Origin of the sequence: Enterobacter sp. BNK-13 (assembly GCF_048685015.1) — a bacterium.
In the GTDB taxonomy this organism is placed as follows: domain Bacteria; phylum Pseudomonadota; class Gammaproteobacteria; order Enterobacterales; family Enterobacteriaceae; genus Enterobacter; species Enterobacter quasiroggenkampii.
Genome location: NZ_JBLQTP010000001.1, coordinates 4087252 through 4109205, shown reverse-complemented (window position 1 = coordinate 4109205; position 21954 = coordinate 4087252). Strand labels below are relative to the sequence as shown.

Genomic DNA, 21954 nt, shown 5'->3' with positions numbered 1-21954 from the left:
ATGTGATGAAAGCCTTTCGCTGGTGTGTATTAGCAGCGGTGATGCTGGCGGCGCTTCCTCTTCGCGCCGCCTGTACCTGGCCTGCCTGGGAGCAGTTTAAAAAGGACTACATCAGTGAGGGCGGGCGTGTCATTGACCCCAGTGACACGCGCAAAATTACGACCTCGGAAGGGCAAAGTTACGCCCTGTTCTTTGCCCTGGCGGCGAACGATCGCCAGGCCTTTGACCAGCTGCTGACGTGGACGCGCGATAATCTTGCCAGCGGCGATCTCAACGACCATCTGCCAGCCTGGCTATGGGGGCAGAAAGATAAAGAGACGTGGGCGGTGATTGATACCAACTCCGCCTCTGACGCCGATATCTGGATCGCCTGGTCACTGCTCGAAGCGGGTCGGCTGTGGAAGCATCCGGACTATACCCGCACGGGTAAAGCGCTGCTGAAACGCATTGTCAGCGAGGAGGTGGTGAAAGTCCCGGGGCTTGGCGCAATGCTGCTTCCCGGCAAAGTCGGCTTTGCCGATGAACACGCCTGGCGCTTTAACCCCAGCTATCTTCCTCCGCAGCTAGCGGCTTATTTCACGCGGTTTGGCTCCCCGTGGCCCCAGCTTCGTGAAACCAATCTGCGCCTGCTGCTGGAGAGCGCGCCGAAAGGCTTTTCGCCGGACTGGGTGCAGTATCAGAAAAACAGAGGCTGGCGGTTACAGCAGGAGAAAGCGCTGGTGGGCGGCTACGACGCCATCCGCGTGTATCTCTGGGTGGGCATGATGAGTGATAACGATCCTCAGAAAGCCCGGCTGCTGACGCGCTTCCAGCCGATGGCGGCAAAGACCATGAAACGGGGTGTGCCGCCGGAGAAAGTGGATGTGGCGACGGGGAAACGCACCGGCGACGGCCCGGTCGGGTTCTCTGCCGCTATGCTGCCGTTTTTACAACAACGTGATGCCCAGGCGATTCAGCGCCAGCGCGTTGCGGACCATTTTCCCGATAACAATGCCTATTACAGCTACGTGCTGACTCTTTTTGGGCAAGGATGGGATCAGCATCGTTTTCGCTTCACCGCAAAAGGTGAATTAATACCGGATTGGGGCCAGGAATGCGCAAGTTCACAGTAAATCTACTCAGTTTATCGCTTGGCCTGGCGCTTATGCCGTGGGCCCAGGCCGCTAACTCTCCGCAGCAAAAACAGCTGCTGGAGCAGGTGAGGCTGGGCGAATCGACACAGCGTGAGGATTTGGTTCGTCAGTCGCTCTATCGCCTTGAGCTGATTGACCCGAACAACCCTGACGTGATTGCCGCACGCTTTCGCTACCTGCTGCGTCAGGGCGATAACGCCGGCGCGCAAAAAGAGCTGGATCGTCTGAAAGGGATTGCGCCGGGTTCGAGTGCGTACCAGTCATCACGCAACACGATGCTGCTTTCTACTCCGGATGGCCGCCAGCAGCTCCAGCAGGCGCGACTGCTCGCCACTACGGGGCACACGCAGGAGGCGATTGCCGCCTATGACAAGCTGTTTGACGGCAACCCGCCGGGTGGCGACGTGGCGACGGAATACTGGAACGTCGTGGCAAAAGATCCCGCTCGCCGCGGCGCGGCCATTAACCAGCTCAAGAAAATAAACAGCAGCAGTCCCGGAAATACGCAGCTGCAGGCGACGCTGTCCCAGCTTCTGTTCCAGAGCGGACGTCGTGATGAAGCCTTTGCGGTATTGCAGGAGATGGCCAAATCCACCAATGGCCGCAGCCAGGCGTCTGATATGTGGTATGACCAAATCAAAGACCAGCCTGCCAGCAGCGCCAGCGTCAGTGCGCTGCAAAAATATCTGAGCGTATTCAGCGACGGGGATAGCGTCGCGGCGGCGCGTGCCCAGCTTGAAGCGCAGCAAAAACAGCTCGCCGATCCGGCGTTCCGCGCGAAAGCCGAAGGGCTGGCGGCGGTGGATGCCGGGCAGGGAAGTAAGGCGGTGGCAGAGCTGCAAAAAGCCGTCAGCGCCAACCATGCCGACAGTGAAGCGGTGGGCGCCCTTGGACAGGCGTATTCACAGAAGGGCGACCGCGCCCGCGCGGTGGCACAGTTTGAAAAGGCGATTGCCCTCGATCCCCAGAGCGATAACCGGGGTAAATGGGACAGTCTTCTGAAGGTTAACCGCTACTGGCTGCTGATCCAGCAGGGCGATGCGGCGCTGAAGGCGAATAATCCGGCGCAGGCAGAGCGTTACTATCAGCAGGCACGCAATATCGACAATACCGACAGCTATGCCGTGCTGGGGCTGGGCGACGCCGCCGCGGCGCGTAAAGATAACGACGCGGCGGAGCGTTACTATCGCCAGGCGCTGCGGATGGACAGTGGCAACAGCAATGCGGTTCGCGGCCTGGCCAATATTTACCGCGCGCAGTCGCCGGAGAAGGCTTCGCAGTTTATCCAGTCTCTCTCCGCCAGCCAGCGCCGTAGCATAGACGACATTGAACGTAGCCTGACCAACGAACAGCTCTCCGCCCAGGCCGAACAGCTTGAGAACCAGGGGAAATACGCGCAGGCAGCAGACATTCAGCGTCGTCGTCTGGCGCTCTCTCCCGGCGACGTGTGGATAACCTATCGTCTTTCGCGCGATCTCTACAGCGCGGGTCAGCGCAGCCAGGCGGACACCCTGATGCGTCAGCTTGCCCACCAGAAACCGTCCGACCCGGATCAGGTGTATGCCAACGGGCTCTACCTTTCCGGAAACGATCAGGACCGGGCCGCGCTGGCGCATCTGGAGACGCTACCGCGCAGCCAGTGGAACGGCAATATTCAGGAGCTTGCCGACCGCCTGCAAAGCAACCAGGTGCTGGAAACCGCCAACCGCCTGCGCGACAGCGGCAAAGAGCAGGACGCAGAGAATCTACTTCGCCAGCAGCCGACCTCCACCCGTATCGACCTCACTCTGGCGGACTGGGCACAGCAGCGTGGCGATCTGGACTCGGCGAAAACGACGTACAACGCCGTCCTGCAGCGTGAGCCGCAGAATGAAGACGCGCTCCTCGGCCTGACCGAGATTTACAGCACGCAGGGTAACAAAGATGCCGCGCGCGCGGAGCTGGCGAAGCTGCCCGCCGCGCAAAACGGCCAGCCGCTGTCGCTCAATATGCAGCGCCGCATCGCGATGGCGCAGGCGGGTCTGGGCGATGCCGCTGCCGCAGAGCAGACCTTCAATAAAATTATTCCGCAGGCTAAATCGCAGCCTGGCTCCATGGAAAACGCGCTGGTGCTGCGTGATGCCGCACGTTTCCAGGCGCAGAACGGCCATCCTCAGCAGGCGCTGGAAACCTACAAAGATGCGATGGTATCGACGGGTATCACCACGACGCGTCCGGCTGACAACGACAGTTTCACTCGTCTGACGCGTAACGATGAAAAAGACGACTGGCTGAAGCGCGGCGTGCGCAGTGATGCCGGTGAGTTGTACCGTCAGCAGGATGTTAACGTCACGCTGCAGCACGATTACTGGGGCTCCAGCGGTACGGGCGGTTATTCCGATCTGAAAGCGCATACCACCATGCTGCAGGTGGATGCGCCGCTCTCTGATGGACGCATGTTCTTCAGAAGTGATCTGGTCAATATGGATGCCGGGTCATTTGATACCAGGAACGGGACTTATGATCCTAAATGGGGAACCTGCTACGAAACACCGTGTAGCGGCAACACCCATCAGTCAGACAATGGCGCGAGCGTTGCCGTCGGCTGGCAGAATAAAACCTGGGCGATGGATATTGGCACCACGCCAATGGGCTTTGACGTCGTCGACGTGGTGGGCGGCATCAGCTACAGCAGCGATTTGGGGCCCATCGGCTATACCGTTAACGCCCATCGTCGGCCAATCTCCAGCTCTCTGCTGGCCTTCGGCGGGCAAAAAGATACCAATACCGGCACCACCTGGGGCGGCGTACGCGCCACCGGTGGCGGCGTAAGTATGAGCTATGACAAAGGGGAAGCGAACGGCGTCTGGTCAAGCCTGAACGCGGAAACGCTGACGGGTAAAAATGTGGAGGATAACTGGCGCGTCCGCTGGATGACGGGTTACTACTACAAGCTCATTAATAAAAACAACGAGCGCCTGACGGTCGGCGTGTCCAACATGCTCTGGCACTACGACAAAGACCTGAGCGGTTATACCCTGGGTCAGGGCGGCTATTACAGCCCGCAGGAGTATGTCTCCTTCGCCTTGCCGGTGACATGGCGTAAGCGCACGGAAAACTGGTCCTGGGAGCTGGGGGGCTCGGTCTCCTGGTCCCACTCCAAAACCAAAGACGAGCTGCGCTACCCGATCCAGAATCTGATCCCGACCGATGAGCCAGACCGCTATACCGACCGGGGCGCGATGGAAACCGGCAGCAGTTCTTCCGGTACGGGTTATACCGCACGGGCCATAATCGAGCGGCGGGTCACGTCCAACTGGTTTGTCGGCATGGGCGTGGATATCCAGCAAGCGAAAGACTATACCCCAAGCCACGCGCTAATCTATGTGCGCTACTCTGCTGCAGGCTGGCAGGGCGATATGGACTTACCGCCGCAGCCGCTTATCCCTTACGCGGACTGGTAATCGGATTTTCCTTAATCCATTTGTAAGTCTCTCTTAATAGCGCGGCAATCGGGTATACTCAGGCGCGCCAGGTTTACACCCTGGCGCGCCCTGCGCTTCGAGTTTTGTGGAGAGTCATTTTGCGTGTCAGCCGTTCCTTAACAATCAAACAGATGGCGATGGTCTCTGCCGTCACCATGCTGTTTGTCCTGCTCTTCTGCGTCATTTTGCTGTTTCATTCCGTACAGCAGAATCGCTATAACACGGCTTCACAATTAGAAAGTATCGCCCGCTCGGTACGCGGCCCGCTGTCTGCCTCCATCCTGAAAGGGGATATCCCCGAGGCGGAAACCATACTGAAACGCATTCAGCCGGCTGGTGTTGTGAGCCGGGCGGACGTCGTGCTGCCCAACCAGTTTCAGGCGCTGCGGATGAGCTTCATCCCGGAACGTCCCGTCCCGATGATGGTGATGCGCCTGTTTGAACTGCCGGTGCAAATTTCGCTTCCCGTCTATTCGCTTGAACGCCCTGCGAATCCGCAGCCGTTGGCCTACCTGGTGTTACAGGCAGACTCCTACCGCATGTATAAATTCGTCATGAGTTGGGTGGTTACGTTAGTGACCACTTGCTTACTTATGACGCTTATTCTCAGCGTGGCGCTCACCTGGTGCATCAACCGGCTGATTGTCCATCCCCTGCGCCGTATCGCCCGCGAGCTGAACACGCTCGCCCCGCAGGATCAGATGGGACACCAGCTTGAGCTGCCGCGTCTGCATCATGACGATGAGATCGGCATGCTGGTGCGCAGCTATAACCTCAACCAGCAGCGCATCCAGCGTCAGCAGGATGAACTGAACAGTAGCGCCACCCGTTTTCCGGTATCGGAGCTCCCCAATAAAGCCTTCCTGATGGCGATGCTGGAGCAAACCGTTGAGCGCCAGCAAACCACCGCGCTGATGGTCATTGCCTGCGAAACCCTGCAGGACACGGCTGGCGTGCTTCAGGAGAGCCAGCGCGAAATGCTGCTGCTCACCCTGGTGGAAAAGATCAAATCTGTCCTTGCCCCGCGCATGGTGCTGACTCAGGTCAGCGGTTATGACCTGGTGGTGATTGCCAACGGCGTAAAAGAACCCTGGCATGCGATTACGTTAGGTCAGCAAGTACTCACTGTCATTAATGAGCGGCTGCCGATTCAGGGTATCCAGCTTCGCCCGAGCGCCAGTATCGGGATTGCCATGTTCTATGGCGATCTGACCGCGGAACAGCTTTATCGCCGCGCCTTCTCGGCGGCCTTTACCGCCCGGCGCAAAGGCAAAAACCAGATCCAGTTCTTCGACCCGGCGCAGATGGAAAAGGCGCAGCAGCGCCTGACGGAAGAGAGCGACATCCTGACCGCGCTGGATAACCGCCAGTTTGCCCTCTGGCTGCAGCCGCAGGTGGACCTGCAGACGGGAGAGGTGAAAAGTGCCGAGGCCCTGCTGCGTCTGCAGCAGCCGGATGGCTCATGGGAGCTGCCGGGAGGGCTGATTGAGCGCATCGAGTCCTGTGGCCTGATGGTTACCGTCGGCTACTGGGTGCTGGAGGAGTGCTGTCGTCAGCTTGCTGCCTGGCAGGAGCGTGGCGTGACGCTGCCGCTGTCGGTCAACCTGTCTGCCCTGCAGCTTATGCACCCGACCATGGTTTCAGAGATGCTGGAGCTGATCCATCGTTACCGCATCAAGCCTGATACGTTAACCCTGGAAGTGACGGAGAGCCGACACATCGACGATCCCAATGAGGCGGTCGCGATTCTCAAGCCGCTGCGTAATGCCGGTATTCGCATTGCCCTGGACGATTTTGGCATGGGGTACGCCGGGCTGCGTCAGCTTCAGCACATGAAGACCCTTCCGGTGGATGTGCTCAAAATTGACAAAGCGTTTGTCGACGGACTGCCGGGCGACAGCAGCATGGTGCAGGCGATTATCCAGATGGCGCGTAGCCTCAACCTGCACCTTATTGCCGAGGGGATTGAAACCGACGCGCAACGCGCCTGGCTGGCAGAGGCGGGCGTGGAGAGCGGGCAAGGCTTCCTGTTTGCCCCTGCAGTCCCTTCGGATGTCTTTGAAGAACGATACCTTTCTGGCGCCGATCACCACGCAAAAGCGTAATTTTGTTGCTGGCTTGTGCGAGCCAGCTCAAAGTTCTTAACATTTGTGTTTCAAATTTGAACTGAGTTTATTTCTGTCCTGTTATGTGGGTGTTATTTTAAAGCCGCAGGTTAACCATAACCTTACAAAGCCTGTGGTTTTTCTTCCCAAGGACACCTTATGAAAACCTCACTCTTCAAAAGTCTTTATTTCCAGGTCCTGACAGCCATCGCCATCGGTATTCTGCTGGGTCACTATTACCCTGAACTGGGCGCGCAAATGAAACCGCTTGGCGACGCGTTCGTTAAGCTCATTAAAATGGTCATCGCGCCGGTGATCTTCTGTACGGTCGTCACGGGCATCGCTGGCATGGAAAGCATGAAGGCGGTCGGTCGTACCGGTGCAGTGGCGCTTCTCTATTTTGAAGTGGTCAGTACCCTTGCGCTGATTATCGGTCTGATCATCGTCAACGTGGTGCAGCCAGGCGCGGGGATGAACGTCGATCCGGCGACGCTGGATGCCAAAGCGGTTGCGGTCTATGCCGAGCAGGCGAAGGATCAGGGCGTGGTCGCCTTCCTGCTGGACGTCATTCCTGGCAGCGTCATAGGCGCGTTCGCCAGCGGAAACATCCTCCAGGTGCTGCTGTTCGCCGTGATGTTTGGCTTTGCCCTGCACCGTCTGGGCAGCAAAGGTCAGCTTATCTTTAACGTGATCGAAAGCTTCTCGCAGGTCATCTTCGGCATCATCAATATGATCATGCGCCTGGCGCCCATCGGTGCCTTCGGTGCGATGGCCTTCACCATCGGTAAGTATGGCGTCGGTACGCTGGTCCAGCTGGGTCAGCTGATTATCTGCTTCTATATCACCTGTATTCTTTTCGTGGTGGTGGTGCTGGGCTCCATCGCCCGCGCGACCGGTTTCAGCATCTTCAAATTTATCCGTTACATCCGCGAAGAGCTGCTGATTGTTCTGGGAACCTCCTCGTCAGAATCGGCGCTGCCGCGCATGCTCGATAAGATGGAGAAACTCGGGTGTCGCAAATCGGTGGTCGGGCTGGTGATCCCGACGGGCTACTCCTTCAACCTGGATGGCACCTCGATATACCTGACGATGGCGGCGGTGTTTATCGCGCAGGCGACCAACAGCCATATGGATATTTTCCATCAGATTACCCTGCTGGTGGTGCTCCTGCTCTCCTCTAAAGGCGCGGCAGGCGTGACGGGCAGCGGCTTTATCGTGCTGGCAGCCACCATTTCTGCTGTGGGTCACCTGCCGGTGGCGGGTCTGGCGTTGATTCTGGGGATTGACCGCTTCATGTCTGAGGCCCGTGCGCTAACCAACCTGGTGGGTAACGGCGTGGCAACGGTGGTGGTGGCGAAATGGGTGAAAGAGCTGGATCACAAAAAGCTCGACGATACTCTGAATAATCGTTCAACTGACAGCAAAAATCCTGGCTTATCCTCTTAATCTTGTCACAAATGCCCGTATTCCCTTGTGGGGATGCGGGCTCCTGCGCATAATAACTGTTCATACCTGTCATAATTCGACAAGATTTTTTTTGGGTATATTTCACTTCGGACCGTGACGTTTTGCCGAACGCGCGGTCTAATCGACGTGTTTTCATCGTCATCTTTAAGAGTGAAGCGCGTCGCGAGGCACTCTTTTTTAACCAGGAATGTTGATCAGGGGTTCACATGCAGGGCACAAAAATTCGACTCTTAACCGGCGGTTTGCTGATGATGGCAGCAGCCAGTTATGTGCAGGCAGATGCGCTCCAGCCAGACCCGGCCTGGCAACAAGGGACATTAGCGAACGGTTTTCAGTGGCAGGTGTTAGCCACGCCGCAACGTCCCAGTGACCGTATTGAAATCCGTCTGTCTGTTAATACCGGTTCCCTCACGGAAAGCACCCAGCAAACCGGTTTCAGCCACTTTATTCCCCGGCTGGCGCTCACTCAGAGCGGCAGCCTGCAAGCGGTTCAGGTGCGTTCGCTCTGGCAACAGGCCATCGATCCAAAACGCCCACTCCCGCCGGCGGTGGTCTCGTATGACTACACCATGTTTAACCTGAGCCTGCCTAATAACCGCAACGATCTGCTTAAAGAAGCCCTGACGTATCTCTCCGATGCCTCTGGCAATCTGGCGATTACGCCGGATACCGTCAACTATGCGTTGAGCAACAGCGACATGGTGGCGACCTGGCCAGGAGATACCAAAGAGGGCTGGTGGCGTTACCGCCTGAAAGGCTCGACGTTACTCGGACATGACCCGGCCGAACCGCTGAAACAGCCGGTGGATGCTGAGCAGGTGAAAACGTTCTATCAGAAATGGTACACCCCGGACGCGATGACGCTGATCGTGGTGGGTAACGTGGACAGCCGCGCGGTGGTAGAGCAGATCAACAAAGCGTTTGGCGATCTGAAAGGCAAGCGTGAATCGCCAGCTCCTGTTCCAACACTCTCCCCGCTGCGGGCAGAGCCTGTCAGCATTATGACGGACACCGTTCGTCAGGACCGACTCTCCGTGATGTGGGATAACGCCTGGCAGCCCATCCGTGAGTCCGCAGCGCTGTTGCGCTACTGGCGTGCCGACCTGGCGCGTGAAGCGCTGTTCTGGCACGTTCAGCAGACGCTCAGTAAGAACAACGTGAAGAATATCGGCCTTGGCTTTGACTGCCGCGTGCTGTTCCAGCGTGCGCAATGCGCCATTAACGTTGAATCACCGGGCGATAAGCTGAATGCCAATCTGGGCGTCGTGGCGAAAGAGCTGGCAAAAGTGCGTAAAGAGGGGCTCTCTGAAGAGGAGTTCAACGCGCTTGTGGCCCAGAAAAAACTCGAGCTGCAGAAGCTGTTCGCGACCTACGCGCGCGCCGATACCGACATTCTGATCAGCCAGCGTATTCGCTCCCTGCAGAACCAGGTGGTGGACATTGCGCCGGAACAGTACCAGAAGCTTCGTCAGGACTTCCTGAGCGGTCTGACCGTCGATATGCTCAACCAGGAGCTCCGCCAGCAGCTGTCGCAGGAGATGGCGTTGATTCTCCTGCAACCGAAGGGCGAGCCGGAGTATGACATGAAGGAACTTCAGACGACCTGGGATTCCATCATGGCCACCGCGCCGCAGCCGACGCAGTCCGCGACGGCTGATGATTTACATCAGGACGCGACGGATATCCCGCAAGGGCAGTAATGGGTAGACATTCCCTCTCCCTGTGGGAGAGGGTAAAGGTGAGGGCTTAAACAGGCATCGCTTCGCGCGGAATAATCGCCCCGCGATACTGAATGACGGTGCTGGCCGTCAGGTGCCCACGCTGTGCCGCGGCTTCCGGTGTTCCACCCGTCAGGCGTACCGCCAGATAGCCCGCGCTGAATGAATCACCCGCCGCCGTGGTATCAATCACTTTCTCTTTGGCAAGCTTCACCGCCGGGACCTCAACCACTGCTTCACCCGCAATCGCGACCAGGCATGAATCCGCACCGCGCTTAATCACCACTTCACGCACGCCAGCCGCCTGCGTACGTGCAATCACGTCTTCTGCCGGTTTCTCACCCCACAGGGCGTCTTCATCGTCGAGCGTCAGGAAGGCGATGTCGGTGCATTGCAGCATCTGCTGATAGACCTGCTGCGTCTCTTCACGGCTGGACCACAGGCGCGGGCGGTAGTTGTTATCGAAAATAACCTTACCGCCGTTGGCACGACACGCGCGCAGCAGCGAGAGCAGCTTTTCACGGCTGGCCGGGCTGAGGATAGCCAGGCTGATCCCGCTCAGATAGAGATAGTCGAAGGTCGCCAGCTCCTGGCAGATGGCCGCGGCGGCCTCGCTCTCCAGCCAGAATTTGGCCGCGGCTTCGTTACGCCAGTAATAAAACGTGCGTTCGCCAGTGCTGTCGGTTTCGATGTAATAAAGCCCCGGCAGGCGGTTTTCCATACGCTGAATCAGCGACGTTTCAACCTGTTCACTCTGCCAGGCCTCCAGCATTTGCTGGCTGAAGCTGTCCGTGCCCAGAGCGGTAACATAGTTCACGGTGAGCGCCTCAGGCGCAACCTGACGGGCAATATACACCGACGTGTTTAACGTATCGCCACCAAATCCGCGGCTCACTTCCGCGCCTTTTTGTGACAGCTCAATCATGCATTCGCCAATCACGGCAATTTTTTTAGACATAATCGTGAACCTGAACAGAAGAATTAACAGCAGTGTGCGCTGAGTGAATTAACCGGTCAACTATATTAAAACAACGTTCCATTATTTTATTTGAGCCAACGCGTGTTCCTGCGCATTTCTGTCATCTTAATTTCATTTTCCCGGTGAATTGAACATAAAGTTCTCAATTGTCGCGCCGATAATCCTGTGACGAGTCCAGAAAGGCCATCCCAACAACAGGACATCTGAAATGAAGTCAGAGCAGGTTATCCAGCGGCTGAGCACCACGCCTGAGGCAAGTATTGAGAACTTGCAGGAGCATCGCTACTGGCTGCAATGTGAGCGTGCGTACACTTATCAGCCGATATACCGAACAGACGGTCGACTGATGGCCATTGAAATTTTGACCGTCGTAACGCACCCCTCAAACCCTACCCAGCGCATCGCACCGGATCGCTATTTTGCCGAAGTTGCCGTTCGCCAGCGTCTGGACGTGCTGGAAGAGCAGCTCCATATGCTGGCAACGAAGCAGCCCTTTTTCGAACAGCACGATATCCTCGCCTCCGTGAATGTTGATGGTCCCACTCTGCTGGCGCTGCGTCAGAACGCGAAATTGCAGGAGCTGATTGCCACCCTGCCGTGGGTGCGTTTTGAGCTGGTGGAGCATGTCCGCCTGCCGCAGGACTCCTCGTTTGCCTCCATATGCGAATACGGCCCGCTGTGGCTGGATGACTTTGGCACCGGCATGGCGAACTTTTCGGCCCTGAGTGAAGTGCGTTACGACTACATTAAAGTGGCCCGCGATCTGTTCATTATGCTGCGTCAGACCCCGGAAGGGCGGAACCTGTTTACGCTGCTATTGCAGCTGATGAACCGCTATTGCCAGGGCGTGATTGTTGAAGGTGTGGAAACGCTGGAAGAGTGGCGTGATGTGCAAAGCTCGCCTGCCGCGGCGGCGCAAGGCTATTTCCTCTCCCGTCCGGTACCCATGGATCGCCTCGATAGCGTGATAACTACCCTCTGATAAGCCCGCTTCCCTTTGTCTGGACTATAGTTTTACAGGACAGGTCATCAGGAAAGGGGATAAAAATGACAAGAACAACCAGGGTAATCTCCTGGACAGCAGGGATTTTCTTGTTGTTGATCGTGGTCGTCGCCATCATTATCGCGACGTTTGACTGGAACCGTCTTAAGCCGACCATCAACCAGAAAGTCTCAACCGAACTGAACCGCCCCTTCGCCATACGCGGTGATTTAGGGGTCGTGTGGGAGCGTCAGAAAGAGGAGCCCGGCTGGCGAAGCTGGATCCCGTGGCCACACGTCCACGCCGACGACATCATTCTCGGCAACCCGCCGGATATCCCGGCGGTCACCATGATCCACCTGCCGCGCGTTGAGGCCACGCTGGCCCCGCTCGCGCTGTTCACCAAAACTGTTTATTTGCCGTGGATCAAACTTCAACAGCCCGACGCGCGCCTGATCCGCCTCTCAGAAAAAAATAACAACTGGACCTTTAACCTTGCCAGCGACGGCGAAAAGGATCCGAACGCCCAGCCTTCTTCCTGGTCATTCCGTCTCGACAATATTCTCTTCGATCGCGGGCGGATCGCCATCGACGACAAAGTCAGCAAGGCCGACGTGGAGATCCTGGTCGATCCGCTGGGCAAGCCGCTGCCGTTTAGCGAGGTCACGGGGACGAAAGCCAAAGGTGACACGGCAAGCGTGGGCGACTATGTCTTCGGCCTGACGGCAAAAGGACGCTACAACGATCAGCCGCTCAGCGGTAAAGGGAAAATAGGCGGCATGCTGGCGCTCCGGAGCGAAGGCACGCCGTTCCCGGTGCAGGCGGACTTCCGCTCCGGTAACACCCGCGTGGCGTTTGTGGGGACGGTCAACGACCCGATGAACATGGGCGGCGTCGATCTTCAGCTTAAATTTGCCGGTGATTCGCTGGGAGAGCTGTATGAGCTGACCGGCGTGCTGCTGCCGGATACGCCGCCGTTCGAAACAGACGGGCATCTGGTCGCCAAAATCGATACCGAAAAAGCGTCTGTTTTTGACTACCGTGATTTTAACGGCCGCATCGGCGACAGCGATATCCACGGCTCGCTGACCTACACCACCGGAAAACCGAGGCCGAAGCTGGAAGGGGACGTTGAGTCCCGACAGCTGCGTCTGGCCGATCTCGGCCCGCTGATCGGCGTGGATTCCGGTAAAGGCACAAAATCAAAAGAGGTGAAAAAGGACATTCAGCCTGCGGGAAAAGTGCTGCCTTACGATCGCTTTGAAACCGATAAGTGGAACGTGATGGATGCGGACGTCCGCTTCAAAGGGCGTAAAATTGAGCATGGCAGCACGTTGCCGTTGAGCGATCTCTCGACGCATATCATCCTCAAAAACGCCGACCTGCGCCTGCAGCCGCTGAAGTTTGGCATGGCAGGCGGGACGATTTCCTCAAACATTCACCTTGAAGGCGATAAAAAGCCGATGCAGGGCCGGGCGGAGATTCAGGCGCGCAGGCTTAAGCTGAAAGCGCTGATGCCGAACGTCGAGCTGATGCAGAAAACCCTCGGCGAGATGAACGGCGATGCCGACATTCGCGGCGTGGGTAACTCCGTGGCGGCGCTGCTGGGCAGCGGTAATGGCAACCTGAAGCTGCTGATGAACGACGGGCTGGTGAGCCGCAACCTGATGGAGATCCTGGGGCTGAACGTCGGGAACTACATCATCGGGCAAATCTTCGGCGATGATGAGGTACGGGTGAACTGTGCGGCGGCCAATCTGGATCTGGTGAACGGCGTGGCGCGTCCGCAGATTTTTGCCTTCGACACGGAAAACGCGGTGATTAACGTGACCGGAACCGCCAGCATGGCCTCCGAGCAGCTTGATCTGACGATTGACCCGGAGAGTAAGGGGATCCGTATTATCACGCTGCGCTCGCCGCTGTACGTGCGAGGGACCTTCAAAAATCCGCAGGCGGGCGTGAAGCCCGGACCGCTGATTGCGCGTGGCGCGGTGGCTGCGGCGCTTGCGACGCTGGTTACCCCAGCCGCAGCGCTGCTGGCGTTGATATCGCCGTCAGAGGGCGAGGCGAATCAGTGCCGGACCATTTTGTCACAGATGAAGAAGTAAGGTGCGGCCTGTTTTTGCCGGGTGGCGCTGCGCTTACCCGGCCTACATTTGAATCGTAGGCCGGGTAAGGCGTAGCCGCCACCCGGCATTAGCTTACAGAGCCTGGTGCTTCGTCTCGTGCGTCAGCAGCAGCGCAATCAGCGTCAGCGCCGCCATGGCCGCCAGATAGACGCCCACATAGAACAGACCATAGTTTGCCTGCAGCCAGGTGGCGATATACGGCGCAACGGAGGCGCCCAGAATAGACGAGACGTTATACGAGAACGACGCGCCGGTATAACGCACTTCAGTCGGGAACAGCTCTGGCAGCAGCGCACCCATCGGGCCGAAGGTCAGCCCCATCAGGCTCAGGCCAATCAGCAGATAGGCCATCACCAGCGCCGGGCTGCCTGAACCCAGCAGCGGCGGGAAGACGAACAGAGCAAAAAGAATGATCAGCGTGGTGATGGTAATCATGCTCGCGCGACGACCAAACTTATCCGCCAGCAGCCCCGCAATCGGAACCATCACGCCAAACCCGATCACCGCCATCATCAGCATCCACAACACTTCGTTACGCGGCAGACCAAGCCCAACCGGCGCGGCGGCGGTACTGAAGGTCATGGAGTAAACGGTCATGATGTAGAACAGCGTGTAGGTGGCGAGCATGATAAACGTGCCCAGCACGGTCACGCGCACGTGTTTGGTCAGCAGCGTGCCCAGCGGCACTTTCACCTGCTTGTTCGCCGCGGCCACTTTCGCGAAAACCGGGGTCTCATGCAGAGAAACACGCACGTACAGGCCAATCAGCACCAGCACGGCTGAGAAGACAAACGGGATACGCCAGCCCCAGCTCATGAACTGTTCATCCGTCAGCAGCCAGGAGAGCAGCAGGAACGTCCCGTTGGCAAAGAAGAAGCCAATCGGTGCGCCAAGCTGCGGGAAAGAACCGTACAGCGCGCGCTTGCGCGCCGGGGCGTTCTCGGTGGCCAGCAGCGCCGCGCCACCCCATTCACCACCCAGGCCCAGACCCTGACCAAAACGCGCCAGCGCCAGCAGGACCGGCGCCAGAATGCCGATGGTCTCATACGTCGGCAGCAGGCCGATGGCCACGGTGGAGATCCCCATCGTCAGCAGCGAGGCCACCAGCGTCACTTTACGCCCAATGCGATCGCCAAAGTGTCCAAACAGCGCGGAGCCAATCGGACGCGCAACAAACGCGATAGCAAAGGTCGCCAGGGACTGCAGCGTGGCCGCCGTCGGATCGCCCTGCGGGAAGAAAATGTGCGGGAAGACGATGACCGCCGCGGTGGCGTAAATATAAAAGTCGAAGAACTCGATGGCGGTGCCAATCAGCGAGGCGACGACAACTTTATTGCGCGAATTTACCGGAACGTTTTCCGTTTCTGAGTCGAGTGTGGTGGCGGTTGCTTGCATAATATTTTCTTATTTTTGTCGAACGAAAGGCCATATTACGCACAGCAAAAGCGACATTTCAATCTGTAACAAAGCCGCGACCTGGTGATAAAAGCAACAAAAAGCGGATAATTTTCAGGCCAGCCAAAACACGTCTATGAAATGCTTCACAGATTTTAAATATCAGTCAATAAAACTGGTTTTCGGTTAAATAAAAGTTAAGGACTGGATTTATATGCTGAAATGATGAATCGGGCTGAAATTTCAGCCCGGGAGTGGCGTTACCGGTGTGTTTTACCCGGCATTCTCGGGTCGTCTTTGTACTCGGCAGTGGCAATCCATGCTGCGCAGAACAGGGTTAAACGTGCGAAGAAATAGAAGAACGCCATTAACCCCAGTACCGAGCCGAACGCCGCGCCGGAAGGGGATTTCACCAGTGACGGCAGGGTGTACGTCATCACGATTTTGATCACCTCAAAGCCGATCGCTGCAATCAACGTGCCGCGGATCAGCGCCTTCTTGCGCGGACGATGACGGGGCAAGCGCCAGAAGATCCAGAAGAACAGCAGGTAGTTGGCAAAGATAGAAATCGCCAGCCCAATGCTGCGCCAGGCGGGCTTCAGCCATTCGATGTAATCAAGATAGAGCGCGGAGATGATCATCTGCTGCGCGGAGCCCGCCACGGAGGTAATGGAAAGCGTCACGATGAGCGCGACGAGCAGGCCAATCAGCGAAACAAAATCACGGAGATACTTAACCCAGATTTTCTCCTGGTCCTGCGGCTTACGCTCCCAGACGTCGCGCGACTGGGCGCGAATGGCCTCGCGCAGGTTGCCCATCCAGTTAACGCCGGAGTAAAGGGCAATCAGTAAGCCGACGATACCGACGGTGGTACGCTGCTGCACGGCGGTATTGATGGTGCTTTTGAGCGTGCTGGCAAGGGTTGGGTCACTGACGTTATTCAGGATCTTATTAAAGATATCCTGCAGCAGCGTCGGGTGTGAGGCGAGCACAAAACCGGCCGCCGCAAACGACACCATCAGGATCGGGATCATCGACAGGAAGGAAAAATAGGTGATGGCGGCACCAAACTGGTTTCCCATGCGGTCATTAAAGCGTTCGGTCGCGCGTATCAGATGCGCAATCATGGGAAACTGCTGAATTCTGGCGACAATGCCGGTGACGGTCCCCAGCGCTTTGCTGGCGGTACCAGGGGACCTGGCCTCTTCAGGCCCGGTTTCCATCTTTTTGACGGGCTCATACTCTAAATGTTGGGTGGGTCGTTGCGGGTTGTTTTCCGGCGTCACGCGACTTTTCCTTTTCGTTTGGCTGGATGTTATTGAATTATAGCTTGCGACTAGTCCACGTAAGCTTTTGTGAGTTCGGTCAGCCACTCCATGAACAGATGTACCCGGCGGGAGAGGTTGCGCCGGTGGGGATAAATCAGGGAAACAGGCATCGGTTCGGCCCGGTATTGCGGGAGGATCTCAACCAGCTTCTTCGCGCGCAGCAAATCTCGTACCCCAACCCGTGGAACCTGAATGATGCCCAGCCCGGCGAGGCAGGCCGCCTGGTAGGTTTCGGTGCTGTTAACGGTCAATACCCCGCCCGTTTTTATCCACTGCGTCGCACTGCCGTTATAAAACTCAAAGCCCTGCGGGCGAGTTCCCAGCATAGCGGTGTAGTGAATGACGGCGTGCGAGCCTAAATCGTCCAGCGTGTCCGGGTAGCCAAACCGCGCCAGATAGTCCGGACTGGCGCAGTTAATCACCGACAGCTTGCCCAACGGTCGGGCGATAAGCCCTGAATCTTTCAGCGTGCCGACGCGTACCACGCAATCAAACCCTTCGCGGATCACATCCACCAGACGATCGCTGCTGCTGAGTTCCAGCTCAATGCCCGGATAATGCTGCAGAAACGCAGGGAGTTTGGGGATGACTAAATTTCGAGCAACGGCGACGGGCATATCCACGCGAAGCCGTCCGCTGATGCTGGAGGGATCGTGCTGAAACATCCCGTCGAGTTCATCAAGGTTTGCCAGCAGATCTTTTGCCCGTTCGTAATAGACCATGCCGTCCTGCGTCAGGCTGACGCGACGCGTGGTGCGGTGCAATAGCTGGGTGCCAAGCCGGTTTTCCAGGGCCTGAATTTGCCGTGACACGCTGCCTTTTGGCAACGTTAAAGTTTCTGCCGCGCGGGAAAAACTCTCCAGTTCCGCGACGCGGACAAACAGCTGCATTGCGTGAATTTTATCCATAGATGAAGCTCATTGTTGTTTCCGATGAAACAGTGAAGCGTTTTAACCCACCTTTATTGATCTTCTATCACCTAATAAGCTCTTACTCAATCTCCATAACAGCCAAAACGAGGTTTATGATGACTGAACGTATCGCATTAGTGACGGGTGGTAGCCGTGGTTTGGGTAAAAACGCGGCCTTAAAGCTGGCGGCAGACGGCACGGGAATTGTGCTGACCTACAACCGTAGCCAGCAGGAAGCGCTGGCGGTTGTGAATGAAATTCAGCAAAAAGGGGTTAACGCGGCGGCAATACAGCTTAACGTCGGAGAAGTCACAAGTTTTGATCATTTTGCCCAACAGCTTCAGGAAACCCTCCGAACCGTCTGGCAGCGTGAAACCTTTGACTATTTATTGAACAATGCCGGAACGGGTTTATATGCGCCCTACACCGACACGACGGAAGCCCAGTTTGATGAGGCGCTGAACATTCATTTCAAAGGACCTTTCTTCCTCACCCAGCGCCTGCTGCCGTTGCTTAACGACGGCGGACGGATCCTTAACGTCTCCAGCGGACTGGCCCGTTTTACCCAGCCGGGCTCGGGAACCTACGCGGCGATGAAGGGGGCGATGGAAGTGCTGACGCGTTATCAGGCGAAAGAGCTGGGGGCGCGCGGTATTTCCGTCAATATCATTGCGCCTGGCGCGATCGAAACCGACTTTGGCGGCGGACGCGTGCGCGACAACGCAGAGCTGAACCAGATGCTGGCATCCCAGACGGCGCTGGGACGGGTGGGGCTGCCGGACGATATTGGCGATGCCATTGCGGCACTGCTCAGCGACAAACTGGGCTGGATGACTGCGCAACGTATTGAAGTCTCAGGCGGCATGTTCCTGTGATATCTGCGCTTAAGGAAATCCTTAAGGCGAATGTGTCCAGATACTGACAGATATAAAGAACACGGGGGATTTGTAACGGCTCCATTCGTTGAGTTTTTTCTTAAATAGCGCCTCTGTAGAATCCCCCTTCGCTATTCTCAGAGGGGAAAAAACGATGCGAGTAATCATGTTTGACAGGCAGTCACTCTTTATTCACGGAGCGATACACAGTCTTCAGGCGCTAATCCCGGAAATAACTATAACAGGGACCTGTCAGGCACAAGATTTATGGGCTCAGGCTTCTGCTTCGCCGTCAGCTATCGTCATGATTGATGGGAATTTAATTCAGGACGAAGGGAGCGCTTTGCTGGAAGCGATCGTGCATCGCTTTCCGGCGATACGCGTGATTCTGGTTTTGGCGAAAAAAGAGGCCAGATGGGTGGAGCAACTGCGACAGCGAAACGTCATGGCCATTATTCCCCGCAATGCCAGTCCCGAACGGTTTTCCGCCGTGCTGGATTCGGTAGCCCGAGGGATGGTCTGCTTTCCCGGAGAGTGGGTCCGAGAGCCGACGTCGCCTCAGGCGTTATTATCCTTAAGCGAGCGCCAGCGCGAAGTGTTGAAACTGCTGGCGGCGGGGGAGTCAAATAAAGAGATTGGCCGCAATCTCAACATCAGTGCGGCCACGGTAAAAGCGCACCTTGAGGCACTTTTCCGGCGGCTGGACGTGAAAAACAGAACGCAGGCAGCCATGTACTATACCCGGGCGACGGCCTGAATAAGCGCGTCGGGGAGCGACGTTATCTCTCCGAAACTGAATATCATCATGACCAGCGCATCATGCTGCTGTTGGGTTAATGGACGTGTCAGATTTTCCCGCAGCAGCGTCTCACACAGCCGTATATCTTCATGCAGCAAATGGTCTGCCTCCAGCGGTGTGACAGGACCGTGAAAATGTTCCTGGTCACGGATAACGTGGCCATAGCCGATAACCCATAATCCGTTTTCGTCACGATATTTTTCCAGAGAAAGACCCTGATGTTTTTTTATTAACGCGATGGCGGCAGATGATATTTTCAGCCCATGCTCTTTCATATTCGTTTCCTCTTAATGGCGACACTGTAGAGGAAACGGCTTACGAGAAATATCCGCCAAATGGCTGTTGATCACGCCTTGTTATTCAGATATTCATGCCGCAATAAACCAAATAACCAGTCATTATACCAATGCCCCGCAAGGAAATAGCTCTCGCGTAATTCGCCCTCCAGGCGAAAGCGGACTTTTTCCAGCAGGCGTCGTGAGGCGATATTGCCCGCCGTGACGGTGGCGGTAAGTCGGCGTATATCGCCTTCTTCAAAGGCATAGCGGCAAAGCGCTTGCAGGGATTCGAAGCCGTAGCCTTTTCCCTGCGCCTCGGGGGCGAAAAGGAAACCCACTTCGGCGCAATCCGCCTCCCGATGAATATACCCGGTGACGCCCAGCGGGGCCCGGGAGGCGGCGTCACGCACGACGAGGCACAGCCAGTGCGCGCTGCCTGGCGTCCAGGGCGTCAGACGGGCATCGAACGCCTCGCGAATAACTGCGACGGGGCGGTCTTCCGCCACAAAGCGCATGACGTCGGGATGTTGCTGTAACGCCAGAAAAAAGGGCCAGTCTTCTTCCTGCAAAGGTGAGCAGTTCAGGCGAGGGGTAATTAAAACGGGCATTCAGATTCTCCTGACACTTTTTAAATGATTTTAGGGTTGTCACTTTATTTCAACAGAAAGTCAGGTATGGTTAACCGCGTATAAATAAAAAGAAAAAAGGCCGTCTCGTGCCCATTCCGGATGTCTTCGTTGTCGCTTAAGGAAAACAATGACTCTCAGCACATCACATCATATTCGCGAACAGTTCGAACACTGTCTGGCGGTCATTCGCCATGCGTCGGTGGAAATTTTGCTTCTTCTGAATGTACATGCATCTGAGGGCAAAGATCCACGCTGGTTTCTGGAACAACTGGACAGCGCGCGATTAGCCCTGGGCGGCTGGGGAGCCGTGGCGAAAAAACTCAACCTGAATGATGCCGAGATGTCGGAATTTACGCTCCAGCTGCGCCTGCTGCAGCAGCGCGTGCCGCAGTATGAAAGCGGACAGGATGTCAGTGAAAACCAGCTGATTGCGGCGATGCGCTTTGTCACCGCGCTGGAGCACCTTCGCCTGCAGCAGCCGCTGTTGACCTACAGCACAGAGCTGTCTCCGGGCAGCGAACTCCAGCAGCAGCAGGCGCACAAGCAGGTGCGGGCGATAGAGCTGATGATAAAAGGGCTCATCCAGCAGGCCTGGCCCGATCAGGTCAAGCTGAACAACCATCTCAAGACTTTGTTTAACGCCGATCGCGTACGGCGCTGGCTGAAGCTGGGCGAGATCAACGATGTGCTGAGCGGCATGATGTTCAGCGAGCTGGCTCAGATGCTGGTGGATAAAAAGGAGTTCAGCCGCTATTACGCTTCGCTGTTCAGCGATCCGTCCATGCTGACGCTGCTGGTTGAACCGCGTAAAACGCTGCAAACCTTCCTCGATGACATTCGGCAAATTCGCAACAACATCACCGTTCAGAAAACGTTGAGCTCGGCGCAAATTCAGCTGCTGGATAACTACTACGCGCAGATCGCCCGGCCCGTTCAACGCGCGTTTGAAGAGGGGAGAACGCGCGTCAATCCGGCGGGATTCATGGCGGTAGATGCCAGCGAACTGCATACCTTCTGGGAAAAGGCGCAGAAAATGGATCGGGTCACCGGCGGGGATCTGTTTGAAGTCCGCGACACCATTGAAAAGCCGACCCAGCGCGCGCCGCGCACCCCCGAACAACGCGAGCAGCTCATTTCCGGTGCGTTATGGGGGGCAGTTGGCGTTATGGTGATTGCCATCGTGGCCGGGGGATTCTGGCTGGTGACCAGCAGTAAACCGCAGCCTGCGGCCGTCAGCGCGGCTGAAGCGGCACCACCACAGGAAATGCGTGAAACGCCTTCCTCGCGCGAAACGCTCACGCGCATGGGAGTGACCTGGGACGAGAATAATTTCCGCTCGGCTATTAATCGCAACGATACCCGCGTGACCCAGCTCTTTTTGCAGGGCGGTATGGACTGGAAGCTGTCCTGGACCGAAGAGGCGATGTCGGCAGGCTATGACGACGTGCTGGAGCTGATGTTACGCTACCGGCAAAACATGGTGGAGGAGAAGCCGTGTCGGCGCTTCATCAACACGCTCAGCCACGCAATGTCGAACGGCGAGTCTCTGACCTCGGTACGTAAAGAGTACCTCAAAGCTTTCTGCACCGTGCCTGCGGTGGTGAAACGCCAGCAGCACGATCTCGACATGGCCACACGCCGTGCGAAGTCACAGCCGGATGCCACCACCAAAAAATGGCAGTCTATTCAGAGCGCCATTTATGAGGTGATTCGCTGATCTCTCCTCCCTCTCCCTGTGGGAGAGGGCCGGGGTGAGGGCATC

16 protein-coding genes are annotated in these 21954 nt (G+C 56.9%); 10 read left to right on the top strand and 6 right to left on the bottom strand.

Annotated features, from left to right (window positions below; all coding sequences use genetic code 11):
- Window positions 1-5 precede the first annotated feature (5 nt).
- The 5 genes from bcsZ (at window position 6) to ACMGGQ_RS19830 (ending at window position 9869) form a co-directional block, all read left to right on the top strand.
- Window positions 6-1112 carry a cellulose synthase complex periplasmic endoglucanase BcsZ gene (gene bcsZ / locus ACMGGQ_RS19850; protein ID WP_420290584.1) on the top strand — a complete coding sequence of 369 codons (1107 nt, stop codon included), beginning with the start codon at window positions 6-8 and terminating at the stop codon, window positions 1110-1112.
- Window positions 1094-4576, top strand: a complete 3483-nt coding sequence (gene bcsC, locus ACMGGQ_RS19845; RefSeq protein WP_420290420.1) for a cellulose synthase complex outer membrane protein BcsC — start codon at window positions 1094-1096, stop codon at window positions 4574-4576. Before bcsZ ends, bcsC begins: the two co-directional genes overlap by 19 nt.
- Before the next feature lie 119 nt (window positions 4577-4695).
- Window positions 4696-6702 carry a biofilm formation regulator HmsP gene (gene hmsP, locus ACMGGQ_RS19840; RefSeq protein WP_420290419.1) on the top strand — a complete coding sequence of 669 codons (2007 nt, stop codon included), beginning with the start codon at window positions 4696-4698 and terminating at the stop codon, window positions 6700-6702.
- 159 nt (window positions 6703-6861) lie between these two features.
- Window positions 6862-8148 (top strand): dicarboxylate/amino acid:cation symporter, encoded by a 1287-nt coding sequence (locus ACMGGQ_RS19835; RefSeq protein WP_045909063.1) that lies wholly within the window; start codon window positions 6862-6864, stop codon window positions 8146-8148.
- 227 nt (window positions 8149-8375) lie between these two features.
- Complete coding sequence (locus tag ACMGGQ_RS19830) at window positions 8376-9869, top strand: M16 family metallopeptidase (RefSeq protein ID WP_048027805.1); 1494 nt, start codon at window positions 8376-8378, stop codon at window positions 9867-9869.
- A 46-nt stretch (window positions 9870-9915) separates the two neighbouring features.
- On the opposite strand, the gene ACMGGQ_RS19825 is transcribed toward ACMGGQ_RS19830, so the two are convergent.
- On the bottom strand, window positions 9916-10845 hold the full coding sequence (locus ACMGGQ_RS19825; RefSeq protein WP_229226585.1) for a sugar kinase: 930 nt from the start codon (window positions 10843-10845) through the stop codon (window positions 9916-9918).
- A gap of 229 nt (window positions 10846-11074) precedes the next feature.
- Here ACMGGQ_RS19825 and pdeH point away from each other — a divergent pair, with 229 nt between their 5' ends.
- Window positions 11075-11848: a cyclic-guanylate-specific phosphodiesterase gene (pdeH, locus tag ACMGGQ_RS19820; RefSeq protein WP_045909060.1), complete on the top strand. Its 774-nt coding sequence runs from the start codon at window positions 11075-11077 to the stop codon at window positions 11846-11848.
- Between the two features lie 65 nt (window positions 11849-11913).
- On the top strand, window positions 11914-13956 hold the full coding sequence (locus ACMGGQ_RS19815) for an AsmA family protein (protein ID WP_045909059.1): 2043 nt from the start codon (window positions 11914-11916) through the stop codon (window positions 13954-13956).
- Window positions 13957-14049: 93 nt separating this feature from the next.
- Here the strand turns inward: ACMGGQ_RS19815 and ACMGGQ_RS19810 are convergent, their stop codons facing one another.
- The 3 genes from ACMGGQ_RS19810 to ACMGGQ_RS19800 all read right to left on the bottom strand — a co-directional run bounded on the left by ACMGGQ_RS19810 (window position 14050) and on the right by ACMGGQ_RS19800 (window position 17608).
- A complete protein-coding gene (locus ACMGGQ_RS19810; RefSeq protein ID WP_023617091.1) occupies window positions 14050-15372 on the bottom strand; it encodes an MFS transporter in 1323 nt (440 codons plus the stop codon).
- Between the two features lie 260 nt (window positions 15373-15632).
- Window positions 15633-16658 carry an inner membrane protein YhjD gene (yhjD, locus tag ACMGGQ_RS19805; protein ID WP_111967783.1) on the bottom strand — a complete coding sequence of 342 codons (1026 nt, stop codon included), beginning with the start codon at window positions 16656-16658 and terminating at the stop codon, window positions 15633-15635.
- 50 nt (window positions 16659-16708) lie between these two features.
- The gene (locus ACMGGQ_RS19800) at window positions 16709-17608 is read right to left on the bottom strand and encodes a LysR family transcriptional regulator (RefSeq protein WP_045909057.1); all 900 of its coding nucleotides are present in this window, start codon (window positions 17606-17608) and stop codon (window positions 16709-16711) included.
- A 119-nt stretch (window positions 17609-17727) separates the two neighbouring features.
- Here ACMGGQ_RS19800 and ACMGGQ_RS19795 point away from each other — a divergent pair, with 119 nt between their 5' ends.
- The gene (locus tag ACMGGQ_RS19795; protein ID WP_420290583.1) at window positions 17728-18486 is read left to right on the top strand and encodes an SDR family NAD(P)-dependent oxidoreductase; all 759 of its coding nucleotides are present in this window, start codon (window positions 17728-17730) and stop codon (window positions 18484-18486) included.
- A gap of 154 nt (window positions 18487-18640) precedes the next feature.
- Window positions 18641-19243, top strand: a complete 603-nt coding sequence (locus ACMGGQ_RS19790) for a helix-turn-helix transcriptional regulator (RefSeq protein WP_048027792.1) — start codon at window positions 18641-18643, stop codon at window positions 19241-19243.
- Here ACMGGQ_RS19790 and ACMGGQ_RS19785 read toward each other — a convergent pair.
- Together ACMGGQ_RS19785 and ACMGGQ_RS19780 are read right to left on the bottom strand one after the other, a co-directional pair.
- Window positions 19222-19560 carry a lysozyme gene (locus ACMGGQ_RS19785; RefSeq protein WP_048027789.1) on the bottom strand — a complete coding sequence of 113 codons (339 nt, stop codon included), beginning with the start codon at window positions 19558-19560 and terminating at the stop codon, window positions 19222-19224. The two genes, ACMGGQ_RS19790 and ACMGGQ_RS19785, sit on opposite strands and share 22 nt — an antisense overlap.
- Before the next feature lie 71 nt (window positions 19561-19631).
- Window positions 19632-20171, bottom strand: a complete 540-nt coding sequence (locus tag ACMGGQ_RS19780; protein ID WP_420290418.1) for a GNAT family N-acetyltransferase — start codon at window positions 20169-20171, stop codon at window positions 19632-19634.
- A gap of 148 nt (window positions 20172-20319) precedes the next feature.
- Here ACMGGQ_RS19780 and ACMGGQ_RS19775 point away from each other — a divergent pair, with 148 nt between their 5' ends.
- Entirely contained in the window at window positions 20320-21909 is a 1590-nt protein-coding gene (locus tag ACMGGQ_RS19775; RefSeq protein WP_045909052.1) for an STY4199 family HEPN domain-containing protein, read from the top strand.
- Window positions 21910-21954 lie beyond the last annotated feature (45 nt).